Origin of the sequence: Hyphomicrobium sp., assembly GCF_035572195.1 — a bacterium.
Lineage (GTDB): Bacteria > Pseudomonadota > Alphaproteobacteria > Rhizobiales > Hyphomicrobiaceae > Hyphomicrobium_B.
Window position 1 is genome coordinate 1 of the sequence record NZ_DATNBA010000122.1, and the last position, 14308, is coordinate 14308.

13 protein-coding genes are annotated in these 14308 nt (G+C 60.7%); 8 read left to right on the forward strand and 5 right to left on the reverse strand.

Features of this window, described 5'->3' with window-relative positions:
• Window positions 1-1628, forward strand: a 1628-nt coding sequence (locus VN623_RS09895; protein ID WP_325570596.1) for an ABC transporter permease, incomplete at its 5' end; no start/stop codon positions are given.
• Window positions 1629-1733: 105 nt separating this feature from the next.
• Window positions 1734-2495: a Bax inhibitor-1/YccA family protein gene (locus VN623_RS09900; RefSeq protein ID WP_325570598.1), complete on the forward strand. Its 762-nt coding sequence runs from the start codon at window positions 1734-1736 to the stop codon at window positions 2493-2495.
• A gap of 89 nt (window positions 2496-2584) precedes the next feature.
• Here VN623_RS09900 and VN623_RS09905 read toward each other — a convergent pair whose 3' ends face one another.
• The gene (locus tag VN623_RS09905) at window positions 2585-2974 is read right to left on the reverse strand and encodes a DUF2794 domain-containing protein (protein WP_414653197.1); all 390 of its coding nucleotides are present in this window, start codon (window positions 2972-2974) and stop codon (window positions 2585-2587) included.
• Between the two features lie 473 nt (window positions 2975-3447).
• On the opposite strand from VN623_RS09905, the gene VN623_RS09910 reads away from it, so the two are divergent.
• Window positions 3448-5529 carry a M3 family metallopeptidase gene (locus VN623_RS09910; protein ID WP_325570600.1) on the forward strand — a complete coding sequence of 694 codons (2082 nt, stop codon included), beginning with the start codon at window positions 3448-3450 and terminating at the stop codon, window positions 5527-5529.
• A gap of 26 nt (window positions 5530-5555) precedes the next feature.
• On the opposite strand, the gene VN623_RS09915 is transcribed toward VN623_RS09910, so the two are convergent.
• Together VN623_RS09915 and acnA are read right to left on the reverse strand one after the other, a co-directional pair.
• Window positions 5556-6329, reverse strand: a complete 774-nt coding sequence (locus VN623_RS09915) for a DUF1223 domain-containing protein (RefSeq protein ID WP_325570602.1) — start codon at window positions 6327-6329, stop codon at window positions 5556-5558.
• 169 nt (window positions 6330-6498) lie between these two features.
• The gene (acnA, locus tag VN623_RS09920; RefSeq protein ID WP_414653198.1) at window positions 6499-9213 is read right to left on the reverse strand and encodes an aconitate hydratase AcnA; all 2715 of its coding nucleotides are present in this window, start codon (window positions 9211-9213) and stop codon (window positions 6499-6501) included.
• Window positions 9214-9449: 236 nt separating this feature from the next.
• On the opposite strand from acnA, the gene ccmA reads away from it, so the two are divergent.
• The 5 genes from ccmA to VN623_RS09945 are packed head-to-tail and all read left to right on the forward strand — an operon-like array spanning window position 9450 to window position 12323.
• Window positions 9450-10088 carry a heme ABC exporter ATP-binding protein CcmA gene (gene ccmA / locus VN623_RS09925; RefSeq protein ID WP_325570604.1) on the forward strand — a complete coding sequence of 213 codons (639 nt, stop codon included), beginning with the start codon at window positions 9450-9452 and terminating at the stop codon, window positions 10086-10088.
• Window positions 10085-10750: a heme exporter protein CcmB gene (ccmB, locus tag VN623_RS09930; RefSeq protein ID WP_325570606.1), complete on the forward strand. Its 666-nt coding sequence runs from the start codon at window positions 10085-10087 to the stop codon at window positions 10748-10750. Before ccmA ends, ccmB begins: the two co-directional genes overlap by 4 nt.
• 54 nt (window positions 10751-10804) lie before the next feature.
• Window positions 10805-11557 (forward strand): heme ABC transporter permease, encoded by a 753-nt coding sequence (locus VN623_RS09935; protein ID WP_325570608.1) that lies wholly within the window; start codon window positions 10805-10807, stop codon window positions 11555-11557.
• Window positions 11558-11562: 5 nt separating this feature from the next.
• Entirely contained in the window at window positions 11563-11736 is a 174-nt protein-coding gene (ccmD, locus tag VN623_RS09940; RefSeq protein ID WP_325570610.1) for a heme exporter protein CcmD, read from the forward strand.
• Entirely contained in the window at window positions 11736-12323 is a 588-nt protein-coding gene (locus VN623_RS09945; protein WP_325570612.1) for a DsbE family thiol:disulfide interchange protein, read from the forward strand. Before ccmD ends, VN623_RS09945 begins: the two co-directional genes overlap by 1 nt.
• 30 nt (window positions 12324-12353) lie before the next feature.
• On the opposite strand, the gene VN623_RS09950 is transcribed toward VN623_RS09945, so the two are convergent.
• Both VN623_RS09950 and nhaA read right to left on the reverse strand, forming a co-directional pair.
• Window positions 12354-12992, reverse strand: coding sequence for a carbonic anhydrase (locus tag VN623_RS09950; RefSeq protein WP_325570614.1), 639 nt, complete (start codon window positions 12990-12992; stop codon window positions 12354-12356).
• A gap of 53 nt (window positions 12993-13045) precedes the next feature.
• On the reverse strand, window positions 13046-14209 hold the full coding sequence (nhaA, locus tag VN623_RS09955) for a Na+/H+ antiporter NhaA (protein ID WP_325570616.1): 1164 nt from the start codon (window positions 14207-14209) through the stop codon (window positions 13046-13048).
• Window positions 14210-14308: the final 99 nt, after the last annotated feature.

Genomic DNA, 14308 nt, shown 5'->3' on the forward strand with positions numbered 1-14308 from the left:
CGCAGATCATCGGCATTTTTCTCATTCAGATCCTGCTGATGAGCGCCATAGGGATAGCCATCGGTCTGGCGTTCGGCGTTGCCGTGCCGCCGCTGATCGATAAGCTCTACGGCGATCTTCTGCCTGTTCGCACCGATCTCCAGGTATCTCCACAAAGTCTCGGCATCGCCGCGCTCTACGGTTTCCTCGTCGCCATCCTGTTCGCGCTGTGGCCATTGGGACGCGTCGAGAATATCCGCGCCAGCGTGCTGTTTCGCGATTCCATCAATTCCGTTGGCGGCCGTCCGCGCAAAGCGATCGTCGCGGTGACGGCTCTGCTGATCGCGGCGCTTTTCGGCGTTGCGGTGATGACGTCGGAGCCGCGTGTCGTCGCGGTTTACGTCGCGGGCGGGCTTATCGCGATGCTCATCGTCTTCGGATGGCTCGGCGGATTTATCGCGCACCTGGCGGGACGCCTGCCGCGCCCTCGGTCGCCCGAGCTTGCCCTGGCGCTGCGCAACATTGCAGCACCGGATGGCCTGACGCGCTCGGTCGTGCTGTCGCTTGGCACGGGCCTGTCGCTTCTCGTCGCCGTCGCGCTAGCCAATTCGTCGATGGTCGCCGACCTCCAAGACCGGTTGCCGGAACAGTCGCCGGATTACTTTCTGCTCGACATCAGCCCGAAGGAGTCGACGGCTCTCCAGTCACGCGTCGTCGGGCACATTCCGGGCACGGCATTCGTCGAAGCGCCGATGCTGCGCGGGCGCCTAGTCGCGCTGAAAGGCACGCCGGTCGAGGATTTGCAAGTAGCGGCCGATGTGCAGTGGGTTCTGAACAGCGATCGCGGTTTGAGCTATGACGATACCGTTCCGGAAGGTTCAACCATTGTCGACGGGACGTGGTGGGGCAAAGATTATCACGGGCCCCCGCTCGTCTCTTTCGAAAGCGAGATTGCCAAGAAGCTCGGCGTCGGGCTCGGCGACCGCGTCACGGTCAACGTTCTCGGCCGCAACATCGAGGCGACGATCGCGAACTTGCGCGAGGTGAAATGGGAAAGCCTGGCGCTGAATTTCATCATGGTGTTTTCCCCCAACACCCTTGAAGCGGCCCCGCACAACCTCCTGGCGACCGTCCGGCTGCCGCCCGGCACGGCGCCGAGCGTGGAAGCTGACATGGTGCGCGATCTCGGCCGCGCTTATCCGTCGGTCAGCGCCATCCGGGTCCGCGACGCCATTGATCGATTTGCCAAGCTTTTCGCCAAGGTCATGGTGGCCGTGCAGGTCGCAGGCAGCGTCACGCTCGCAGCCGGCGCACTTGTGCTTGCGGGCGCCCTCGCGACCGCTCAGCGCCGCCGCATCCTCGAAGCCGTGATCCTGAAGACGATAGGCGCGCGGAGGCGGCAGATCTTGAAGGCCCATGCCTACGAGTATGCTTTGCTCGCGGCGATTGCCGCTTTCGTCGCCGTTGCGCTCGGCAGCGTGATTGCCTGGGTGACGGTGACCCGCTTGATGGAGATCGACTACGTCTTCTCTGCCGAAGCCGTATTAAGGACGCTGGCGCTGGCGGCGGCCATGATCACCGTCTTCGGGGGCATCGGCACCTGGTCGATCCTGCGGGCGCCGGCCGTCCCTTATCTCCGTTCAGAATAGGAAAACTTACCCTTTTCGGTGAAGGCCTTGAAAGCGAACCGGGCGAGGATCATATTTCACGCGAACCGGCCGATTTGCGCCGGCTAACACGAGGATTTGAGGAACATGGCTGAAGTCTTTACGCGACCGACCGGCCCTCTAGGTGGTGCGAGAACATCGGGCGCTATCGACCAGGGGCTGCGCTCGTTCATGCTCGGCACCTACAACTACATGGCACTCGGCGTCGCCGGCACGGCCGCCGTCGTAATGCTGCTTATGGCAAACCCACAAGTGATGCAGGCGATCGCTCTCGGACCCATGAAGTGGGTGCTGTTTGCAGGTGTGCTTGGACTTGGCTGGTTTGCGCCAAAGCTATTCTACTCCGGCAGCGAAGTGATGGCTCACGGAGCTTATTGGCTCTACTGCGCGCTGTGGGGCGCATTGATCGCGCCGATGATTGCGATGTTCGTATCGCACGGTATGGCTGGCCTCATCGGCCAGGCGTTCTTCGTCGCCGCCGCGACGTTCGCAGTCACCAGCGTCATCGGCTACACGATGAAAACCGACATGCTGGGATGGGGTAATTATCTGTCGATGGCCTCGATTGGCCTGATCATTGCGATGCTCGTCAGCTTCTTCTTCGTGACCGATCCGGGCACGAGCAAGCTGGTGAGCTTCGGTATTTCGAGCATCGTCGTCATTCTCTTCACGGTGATCACGGCGTTTGAAACGCAGGCCATCAAATCGATGTACATCGAGAACGCGTCTTACGGCGGCGAAGCCCAGCTGAAGCGCTCGTCGATCTTCGGCGCCTTCATGCTCTACGGCTCGTTCGTTACGCTGTTCATCCACATCCTGAACCTGCTGGGGCTGGCAAACCAGCAATAGGTTTCCGGTTCGCCGGATCGAGACATGCAATGAAAAAGGCCCAGTTTCTGGGCCTTTTTTGCGTCTCGCTCTTTTGGTGCGGTTAAGCGCTATAGGCTGACAAGGTCGAGCCGATTTTCGAGGACGCTCAAGACGGGTTGCAGATCGTGGCCGCGCTTCATGATCAGTCCGCCGGCGGCGATCACGCTGTACGCGCCCTGCTTGCGCGCCAAACGCACGTCCTTTTCGATACGATAGAGCGCGTACTCACTCGCTTTGCGGTAGACGGAAAAGACCGCCTTGTCGCGCAACAGATCGATCGCGTAATCGCGCCAAACTCCCAATGCGACCTTGCGGCCGTAGAGATCGAGGATGGCGGCAAGTTCATATCTGTCGAAGGTAGTGCGCCGTCCCGGCTCCCAGCGGCTTTGCGCGTCTGGAGTTGCCAGATTGCCCGCAGGGCGCGGGCGAAAGCGTATCGGGTCGGTGGTTTCGCTCAAACCGCATCGTCCATCGTTGCCGGGTCAAAGATCGCGCCAACACGTCCGGATTGCAAGAGCGGGCGGTCTCGATTGCAGAATTGGCGAATGATGAGCGCTGCAACTTTCGGCATGGAAATACCCTTGGCCGAACAAATTCGCGACCCCGCGCGGGCCACAATCTGCCGCATTATACCGCGATAGAGATAACCGTTGCCTGGGGCCTGACTTCAACGACCGGCTCTGGATACTCAGCCCCCCAGCCCCCCGGGGCCACAGTTTTCGGGGTTGGGCCCTCGGGCAACTTCTCCCGGAAGACCCCCTCTCCCGTCTTGGCTCCCCAACCAAGACGCCCTAGACCTGAAACTTCCCCCTGACGAAGGGCCGGTATCAAACCCGGCCCTTCTTTTTGTAAGGTTTCGGCACCTTCGGCCAAGGCCGAAATGTACATAATATAATGTTACACAAGCGGAAATTCTGGTATTATTGACAGCATGATAGCTGCCAGTCGCAAGCCGGCGCCCAGGCCGCGCGCCAAACCCACCTCGAACCCTTTTACGGTTAAATGGAATAGCGGCTTTGCCATGCCGCCGTTCGGTAAAATCGAGGTTCGCCACTTCAAGCCCGCGCTTGAAGCCGCATTTCGCGACCATATGGTTGAGATCGAAAAGATCGCGACCAACCGCGCCGCGCCGACGTTCACCAACACGATCGTCGCACTGGAGAAAAGCGGCTGGCAACTCTCCCGCGTCGCCGCCGTTTTTTCCAATCTCGAAGCCGCAGACTCGACGCCCGAACTTCAGCAGGTCGCGCGCGAAATGGCGCCGCGCTTCGCAAGCCACGAAACTCGAATTCTGCTCGACAAGCGGCTTTTCAAACGGATCGACAATCTCTTCGAACGCCGCGCCGCGCTGAAACTCAATGACGAAGACCGTCGCGTCCTCGAACGCCATCATCTTGAATTCGTTCGTGCCGGAGCCCGTCTGTCGCCGGCCGACAAATCCCGCGTCAAGGAAATCAATGCGCGGCTCGCGACACTCGTAACGCAATTCATGCAGAACGTGCTCAAAGACGAGCAGTCGTGGCGTCTTGTCCTTGATGGTGACAACGACCTCGCGGGCCTTCCGCCGACGCTCAGGGAAAGCGCGGAACGCGCCGCTGCCGACGCCGGGCTCAAAGGCAAGGCGATGATCACGCTCGCCCGCTCGAGCATCGAAGGATTTCTGACCTATTCGAGCCGCCGCGATTTGCGCGAACTGGCTTTCAACGCCTGGGTCACGCGCGGCGCTCACGCAGGGGATACCGACAATCGCCAGATCGTCGCCGAAGCCGTGGCACTGCGTGGCGAATATGCGGGTCTGATGGGTTTCAAGTCGTTTGCCGATTTCTCACTGCAAGACACGATGGCGAAGACGCCTGGTGCCGTTGCGGATCTGCTGCATGCGGTTTGGCGCAAGGCCGTCGCACGTGCCGGCGAGGAGCGTGACGCACTGATTGCCGAAGCGCGCCAAAGCGGCGACAACGCCGAGATCATGCCTTGGGACTGGCGCTATTACTCGGAGAAGGTCCGCAAGGCGAAGTACGATTTCGACGAGGCGAAGCTTCAGCCGTATCTCGAACTCGATAACATGATCCGCGCGGCCTTCGATTGCGCCTCACGCCTGTTCGGACTGCAATTCAAAGAGCGCACCGATCTGCCGCGTTATCACCCCGAAACGCGAACCTGGGAAGTGCTCGACAGGAACGGGACGCACGTCGGGCTTTTCATCGGCGATTATTTCGCACGCCCCGCGAAGCGATCGGGTGCGTGGATGTCGGGCTTCCGCTCGCAGCACAAGCTTGGCAAAGCCCAGGCCCCCATCATCGTCAACGTGCTGAATTTCACGAAGGGCGCTGACGGTGAGCCGGCATTGCTGTCGTTCGATGACGCGCGCACACTCTTTCACGAGTTCGGCCACGCGCTGCATGGGCTGTTGTCCAACGTCACCTACCCGTCGATTTCGGGAACATCGGTGTCGCGCGATTTTGTCGAACTTCCTTCGCAACTTTACGAGCACTGGCTGTCGACGCCGGAGGTGCTCGAAAAACATGCACGGCACTACAAGACCGGAAAGCCGATGCCGAAAGCTCTGCGCGAGCGCCTCGTCGCGGCGAGAAATTTCAATCAGGGCTTCGCGACGGTTGAATACACATCCTCGGCGCTCGTCGACATGGCACTTTATTCAGCGGAAGGCGCTCGCATCGGTGACGTCGAGCGCTTCGAGCGCGAGACGCTGACCGAGATCGGCATGCCGGCCGAAATCGTCATGCGCCACCGCTTGCCGCACTTCATGCACATCATGTCGGGTTATGCGGCGGGCTATTACAGCTATTTGTGGTCGGAAGTCATGGATGCCGACGCTTTCGCGGCATTCGAGGAAGCCGGTGACGTGTTTCACCCCTCGACTGCGAAAAAGCTGCATGAGTTCATCTATTCGGCGGGCAATCGGCGCGACCCGCACGCGGCCTACGTCGCCTTCCGTGGCCGGCCACCGAAAATCGACGGACTGTTGAAAAAACGCGGCCTTGCCGCTTAGCGGTTTCGAGCCGTCAAAGTTTGGGCCTACCAGAGCCCCGCCCAGGCGGCGCCGATGATCGGACCGGCGCGGCCTTCCTGAATGAGCACGACCGACTTCTGCGTTTCAGCGAGCATCACGGCGCCGCGCGGAATCTGGATTTGCATCGGCTGGCCCTTCCACAATCCGATCGGCGTCAACTCGCGGACGATGTTCGTGTAGGTCAGCGACTTGCCTTTGTTCTCGCCTTGCGTAACGTCGACCGTGCCGGAGGTCTGCACGACACCGAACCAGATCGTGGCTTCTTCGACCGGATGCCCGGGCTGCGCGCCCCCGGTCGCGATATTCAGCGTATTGTTCTCTTGCCAGAAACGTACAGGGATTCGATCCGGGCCAAGGCTCTTCGACGTCGCTCCGATGGCGTTCTCGATCTCGGCTTTCGAAGCGCCGTTGACGTGCTGTATCCCGTTGACGACCACTTGCGGCGTGTAGATGGAGCCGTCACCCCGCACCTTGGCGTAGCTGCGTTGCCGGTCGCTGTTGCGCGAACTCGCGAACGTGTCCTTCCAGCCAAGGTAATTCCAATAATCGACAGGCAATGTCAGTGCCATGATCGAGGGATCGTCGGCGAGCGTTTTGAGCAGCGTGTCGGCAGGTGGGCACGACGAGCATCCTTGGCTCGTGAACAGCTCGACAACGGCTCGGATCGGCGCCGGCTGGCTCGGCTCGAGGTTGGCCGGCGCCGATGACAGCGACGAAGCTGTCAGGAAGGCCGCCGCACCGGCCGAAAGGAACGTCAGAAGGAGGCGTCGCACGCGCATTGATTTCAGTTCCGATGCCGTAGAAGCCCTACGCGGCAACACCATTTTAGACGTTCTTCCAGCCGCGCAAAGTAAAAGTCGCGTCACGTCTCGGTGAGACGACAACGATTTCTTCCCGGCGTCTTCGAACGTTACAAATTCCTAACAATGACCGCCGACGCCCTCCTGTCTAGGCGGCGAGATTTCTCAGAACGTAATGGAGAATGCCGCCGTTCTTGAAATACTCGATTTCGTCGAGGGTTTCGATCCGGCACTGCACCGGAACACGTGTGGTCGTTCCATCCGCGCGCGTGATGTCGAGGCTGATCACTTGGCGCGGCTTGACCTGGGCAAGTCCTAAGATCGAGACGCGCTCGTCGCCTTTGAGACCGAGCGAGTGCCAGGTAGCGCCCTCTGTGAAGGTAAATGGCGCAATGCCCATGCCGACGAGATTCGAACGGTGAATGCGTTCGAACGACTGTGCGATGACAGCGCGAACGCCGAGCAAGTTGGTACCCTTTGCCGCCCAGTCGCGCGACGAGCCGTTGCCGTATTCGATGCCGGCGAACACGACAAGCGGCACGCCCTCTTTTTCATAAAGCATCGCCGCATCGTAGATTGCCATCTCCTGGCCTGACGGATAGTGGATCGTCAGGCCGCCTTCCTTGATGTTCCCGTTCGCATCCTTCGTCATATAATTCTTGATGCGGATATTGGCGAACGTGCCGCGCATCATCACTTCGTGGTTGCCGCGCCGTGTGCCGTATTGATTGAAGTCGACCGGCTGCACACCGTGCTCAAGCAAATAACGTCCCGCCGGGCTCGCCGCCTTTATCGCACCTGCGGGCGATATGTGATCGGTCGTGATCTTGTCGCCGAAGAGACCCAGGATGCGCGCATCGACGATGTCGGCAACCGCCTTTGCGTTCCGAGCGATCGTTTGGAAGTAGGGCGGGTTCTGAACGTAGGTCGAATTTCCGTTCCAGCCGTAGGTTAAGCCGCTGCCGGTCGCGATCGCTTGCCAGTTGTCATCACCTTTGAAAACGTCGGCATAGCGCGACTTGAACATTGCCCGCGTGATGTTCTCGACGATGAATTTCTGAATTTCCTGCGACGTTGGCCAGATGTCCTTGAGATAGACTGGCTTGCCGTCCGAACCAGTGCCGAGAGGCTCGCGTGTCAAATCTTTCTGCACGGAGCCCGCCAGGGCGTAGGCGACGACGAGCGGCGGGGACGCCAGATAATTCGCCTGCACGTCGGGGCTGACGCGGCCCTCGAAATTGCGATTGCCCGAAAGCACCGCAGCCCCAATGAGACCGTTGTCGTTGATCGCTTTCGAAATCGCCGGATGGAGAGGACCCGAGTTCCCAATGCAGGTCGTGCAGCCGAAACCGACCAGATTGAATCCGAGCTGGTCGAGGTAGGTCTGTAAGCCTGACTTCGTGAGGTAGGCGGCAACAACTTGCGATCCCGGCGCCAGCGAGGTCTTGACCCAGGGCTTCGACACCAGGCCGCGATTGACGGCGTTGCGGGCCAAGAGTCCCGCCGCGATCAGCACGCTCGGGTTCGACGTATTCGTGCAGCTCGTTATGGCGGCGATCACGACGTCGCCATGCCCGAGGTCGAAGGGCTTACCTTCAACCGGCACGCGCTTACCAATTTCGCCCGGCTTTTTGTATTCCGCCGTTAGCGCTGTTTCGAAGCCGCTCTTGATGTCCGTCAGCGAAATGCGCCCCTCGGGCCGCTTCGGTCCGGCCATCGACGGCACGACCTCGCCGAGGTCGAGTGTCAGCGTATCGGTGAAGACTGGGTCGGCGGAACCGGCTTCGCGGTAAAGACCCTGCGCCCGGCAATAGCCTTCGACCAGCGCGATGCGATGTGAATCACGGCCCGACATCGTCAGATAGTTGAGCGTTTCCTTGTCGACCGGGAAGAACCCGCACGTCGCGCCGTACTCGGGTGACATATTTCCGATCGTCGCACGGTCGGCGAGCGTCATGCTGTCGAGGCCAGGCCCGTAGAATTCGACGAACTTGTTGACGACGCCCTTCTTGCGCAGCATCTGCGTAACCGTCAGCACGAGGTCGGTCGCCGTCACGCCCTCCTTAAGCCGGCCCGTCAGGCGGAAGCCGATGACTTCAGGAATGAGCATCGAAAGCGGCTGACCGAGCATCGCAGCCTCGGCCTCGATGCCGCCGACGCCCCAACCGAGCACGGCAAGTCCATTGACCATCGTCGTATGGCTGTCGGTGCCGACGAGTGTGTCGGGATAGGCGAGTGCTGCACCGTCGGCCGTCGTGCCGGTCCAAACCGTCTGCGCCAAATACTCGAGATTGACCTGATGACAGATGCCGGTTCCTGGCGGAACGACCCTGAAATTCTCAAACGCGCCCTGGCCCCATTTCAAGAAGTTGTAGCGTTCGCCGTTCCGTGCGTATTCGTGCGCCACGTTATCGGCCAGAGCTTTCGGCGTGCCGAATTCGTCTACGATGACCGAGTGATCGATGACGAGATCGACGGGCACCAACGGATTGATCTTAGTTGGATCGCCACCGAGTTTGGTCATGCCGTCGCGCATCGCTGCGAGATCGACGACGGCGGGTACGCCGGTGAAATCCTGCATCAACACGCGGGCCGGACGGAAGCCGATTTCCTTTTCAGTCTTGCCTTTGTTGTCGAGCCAACTGGCCATCGCCGCGATATCGGCCTTGGTGACCGAACGTCCGTCCTCGTGGCGCAAAAGGTTTTCGAGCAGAACCTTCATCGAGTAGGGGAGCTGCGAGATGCCGGTGAGGCCGTTGGCCTCGGCATCGGGCAGCGAATAGTAAACGTAGCTCTTGCCGTCGACATTAAGGGTCTTGCGGCAGTTGAAGCTGTCGTTAGAGATGGGTTTCTGGGCGCTCAAGGTCAGGCCTCCGAAAAATGTCGACGAAGGGCTGCGCCGCCGGAGTGCCGGCGGATCGAGGACGTCGCGCGACCTGCTAACGTGGCCGCGGGACTCTCGCTTTTGCGCTAGCGAAGGATACAGCCTGCCTTTTATATAATCGGCGGCAAAAGTGAAACCCTCCACGTTGTAGCGGTGGCATTGCGCGCAAATGCCTCCGTCGTTGCTCCGTCACCCATTCGCGGAAACTCATCCCTGTGCAGCTCGTTGCTGAAGACTTGATCGTAGAGCGCGGGGGCCGCTGCGTTATCGATGGTTTGTCGTTCGCGGTCGCGGCCGGTGAGGCGCTCGTGCTCGCTGGCGCCAACGGCTCGGGCAAGACGACGTTGCTCAGGGCATTGGCAGGGTTCATTCGTCCGGTGCGCGGCGCGGTTCGTCTCGAAGGCGGCGACGAAGAGCTGACGCTCGCCGAACAGGCGCACGTCGTCGGTCATGCCAACGCTGTGAAGTCGAGCCTGACGGTCGTCGAGAACACGGCGTTCTGGGGTAACTATCTGGGTTCGGGCCCGCCGAATTCGAGCGCCGCGACGGGTGAACGCCTCGATGCGGCACTTCGCCATTTCGGCTTGGACGATCTTGCCGACTTTCCCGCCGCTTACCTTTCAGCCGGACAAAAGAGACGGCTTGGACTTGCGCGGCTTCTCATTGCCGATCGGCCGCTGTGGCTGCTGGACGAGCCGACCGTGTCACTGGACACGGCCTCATCGGAACGGCTGGTCGCGGCCGTCAACGCTCATACGAAGTCGGGCGGCATCGCCGTCATCGCGACGCATCTGCCGCTGGCGCTCGAGTCCGCCAGAACGTTGCAGCTTGCTCATCAAAGGATAGCGGCGTGACGAGCTTCTCGGCTCTTGTCCGTCGCGACATCAAGCTCGCCGTGCGTGAAGGCGGCGCCATCGGCACGGCGCTGGGATTTTTTCTCATCGTCGTCTCGCTGATGCCGCTCGGCCTCGGCCCGGATCTCAATCTCTTGGCGCGCATCGCCGCCGGCATCTTATGGATCGCACTGCTGCTTGCAGCGCTGCTGTCGCTCGGTCGCATTTTCGAGACGGACTACGAGGATGGGGCGCTGGATATTCTCGCGACTGGCCAATTACCATTGGAGCTTGTTGCTGCGGCAAAATCGCTCGCGCATTGGCTGACGACGGGTATCCCGCTGGCGCTGTTGGCGCCGATCCTTGGGATACTGCTGAACCTTGACCTCAAATCCTATCCGATTTTGATCGCGACCATGCTTGTTGGCACCCCCGCTGTCAGCTTTCTAGGTGCCATCGGCGCGGCGTTGACGCTGAAGGCCCGGCGCGGCGGGCTGCTCTTGGCCGTCATCGTTCTGCCGCTCTACATCCCGACGTTAATCTTTGGGATCTCGGCGGTCAGCGCCACGGCGGGCCCAGGTGGCGTCGGTGCGGCGTTTCTCGTTTTGACGGCGATTTCGCTTGCGGCAATTGTATTGGGGCCGATCGCCGCGGCGGCCGCGTTGCGCATTCAGTTTCAATAAATGGTAATCTCGCCGTTCGTTGCGCGGCGTTGACGAAAGGCTTAAATGCCGCTGATGCAGACACTCACGCAAAAACTCGCCAATCCGACCCGGTTCATGGAGCTTTCAGATCGCGTGTTGCCGTGGGTATCGGCAGCTGCCGCGGCGTTGCTTGTCTACGGATTGTACTTGGCGTTCTTTGCCTCGCCCGCCGACTATCAGCAGGGCGAAACGGTGCGCATCATGTACATTCATGTGCCGTGCGCCTGGCTGTCGATGATGATTTACGCGCTGATTGCCATCTCGAGCTTCGGCCTTCTGGTGTTCCGCCACCCCCTCGCCGATGTCTCGGCAAAGGCCGCCGCGCCGATCGGAGCCGCCTTCACGTTCCTGGCGCTTTTCACCGGATCGCTCTGGGGTAAGCCGATGTGGGGAACGTATTGGGTTTGGGACGCACGGCTGACGTCGGTGCTGATCCTGTTTTTCCTGTATCTCGGCTTGATGGCGCTTCGCGCTTCGCTTGAGGATGAAGCCGCAGCCGCGAAGCTCACTGCAGTGCTGGCTCTCGTCGGCGTTACGATCCTGCCGATCATCAAGTTCTCGGTCGAATGGTGGAATACGCTGCATCAGCCGTCGACCGACTTCACCTCGACGGTCGATCCAAGCATGCGCTGGCCGCTGCTGGTGATGGCCGTCGGTTTCACGGTTCTGTTTTTTGCGATGCATCTGAAAGCGATGCGTAACGAGATCCTGCGACGGCGCGTCAAGGCCATGCGGGCGCAAGCCGTGGCTGGCCGCGATCGTCTCGCAGCACAAGCGGCGGAGTAAGCGTCATGGACTTCGGCCCGCACGCCGCTTTCATCTGGATTTCTTACGCTGCCGTCGCGGGGATGGTCGCCGCTCTGGTGGCCTGGCTGATTGCGGACGGGCGACGGCAAGCGGCCGATCTCGAGGCGCTCGAAAGCGCCGGCGTCAAGCGACGCTCATCACCAAGCGGCCTGGAGTGATGCGCGTGGGCGAAGGCCGGTCTCAACTCTTGCGGCTATTGCCGGTACTGATCTTCGTGGGCGTCGCGGGGTTTTTTGCGATGGCGCTACGCTCCGGCGATCCTTCACTCGTGCCCTCGACGCTGGTCGGCAAACCGGCACCGCAAACGGTCTTCCCTGCCATCGACGGCATCGAGACGAACGGCAAGCAGGAACCGGGTTTTTCGAATGCCGACCTCGCCAAGGGCAAAGTCTCGCTCGTCAACTTCTGGGCGTCATGGTGTCAGCCCTGCGTCGAAGAGCATCCTCTGCTGATCCAACTCAAGCACGATGCCGGCGTCGATATTTATGGCGTGAACTATAAGGACGAGGCGGCTTCGGCTCGTCACTTTATCGGCCGCTTCGGAAACCCGTTCACGGCACTCGGCGGCGATGCCGAGGGTCGCGGCGCAATCGAATGGGGCGTCTACGGCATGCCCGAAACGTTCGTCGTCGATGGCAAGGGCAAGGTCGTCTACAAGCACGTCGGACCGATTTCGTCAGAGTCGATCGCGACCAGGCTGCTGCCCGCGATCGAGAAGGCCCGAGGCCTCGCCGTCACGCCTTAACCCGTCTTCTCTGCGGCGACTTCTTGCGCATCAGAGCGGTAAAAAGGCGCCGCGCGCCGCATTGTACACCGAAAGCGTGCCGGTCTTGATGTTGAAATGCGCGCCGTGCAGGGCTAGATGCCCACGATCTTCATCGTTTTTGACGAACGGAAACGTGCGCAGGTTTTTGATCGACGTCTTTACGCATTCCATTTCAAGAGCGGTGTGTTGCGCCGCCGACGACTCGCCTTTGTGTTCGGCGAGAACGGCCAGCCGAGCTTCGTCGAGCAGCGACATCCACCGCGAAATGAACTGCGCTTCTGTTTGAATAGCAGCGCTTTGATCGAGTGACGCCTTGACGCCACCGCAGCCCGAGTGACCCAATACGATCAGGTGCTTGACGCGCAAATTCAGCACCCCGAACTCGATCGCCGCGCTGACGCCATGATAGTTGCCGCCGGTCTCGAATGGCGGCACCAGGTTGGCGATGTTGCGCAAGATGAATAGTTCACCCGGCATGGCGCTGAAGATCGTTTCCGGATCGACGCGGCTATCGCTGCACGAGATGACCATAGTATCGGGGCTTTGCCCGTAGGTCGCGAGTTCTTCGTAATGGTCAGCATTCGGCACGAAGTGACGGTGTTTAAAACGGCGGTAGCGGTCCGTCAGGGCTTCGGGAAAGCTGCTCATAGTGGATTTGTCTCCTATTCAAGATACTTGAGGCGCGAAGAAGCGCCTCTCCGTCACACGGTTCGATGTCTTGCCAGCACCAGGTAACCGACGACGGCGGACATCAACGAGCCCGCCAGAACGCCCACTCGCACTTCCGCACTTTCAAGAGGTCCGTGGAATGCAAGCATGCCGATGAATAGGCTCATAGTGAAGCCAATGCCGCCTAGAATAGCTGTGCCGAAAAGCTGCACCTGCGAAGCGCCTGCCGGCATGGCGCCGATGCCGCTGCTGATCGCCACGCGCGCGCACGTGTAGATGCCGAGCGGTTTTCCAATAAACAAACCGAGCGCGATGCCAAGTGGGATCGGCGACACGACTTGCGCCGCCGAGAGCCCCGTGAGCGACACGCCGGCGTTGGCGAAGGCAAAGATCGGCAGAATGACGAAGCTGACCCAAGGGCTGAGTCGGTTTTCGAGGCTTTCGAGCGGCCCTTCCTGGCCTTTCTTTACCCCAGTTAGTGGGACCGCGAGCGCCGTCGCGACGCCGGCGAGCGTCGCATGCACGCCGGATTTCAGAACGCAAAGCCAGACAATCGCCCCGACCAGAAGATAAGGCCAGACGCGCAGCACGTTCGAGCGGTTCAACAGTACGAGCAACACGATGCCCGCGGCGGCGAGCGCCAAGGCGGAGACCGAAAGGCCGCTGCTGTAGAAGAAGGCGATGATCAGAATCGCGCCGAGATCGTCGATGATGGCGAGTGCCAGCAGAAAGACTTTCAGCGCCGGCGGCACGCGAGATCCGAGTAAAGCCAGAACGCCGACGGCAAACGCAATGTCGGTTGCCGCCGGAATGGCCCAGCCTCGGAGCGCAATGTCGTTATCCCAATTGATGCTGGCATAGATCATGGCCGGCACAACCATGCCGCCGAAGGCGGCGATGACCGGCAACGAGGCCGTCTTTCGGTTCGATAACGCCCCGCGCACCACCTCGCGCTTGATTTCGAGACCGACGACGAAGAAGAAAACGGCCATGAGGCCGTCGTTGATCCAATGCAGCAATGACTTTGTAATTGCGAACGGCGGCACACCGATCGGCAACCGCGTCGAAAGCAGGGTTTCGTAATTTTCGCGTAGCGGCGAGTTGGCGACGATGAGCGCCAGCACGGCCGCCGCGAGCAAGGCCAGACCGGCCGCTGCCTCGCGGTTGACGCCTTTGGCATCTGTCTCAGGCTTCATGCGTGCTAACCCCCCGGACGACTTTCATGTTGTATGAAGGTATGCAAGGCCAAGGCGTCGCTAGCAAGTTTCATGAGTTGCAGCGGCACGCTGCCACCG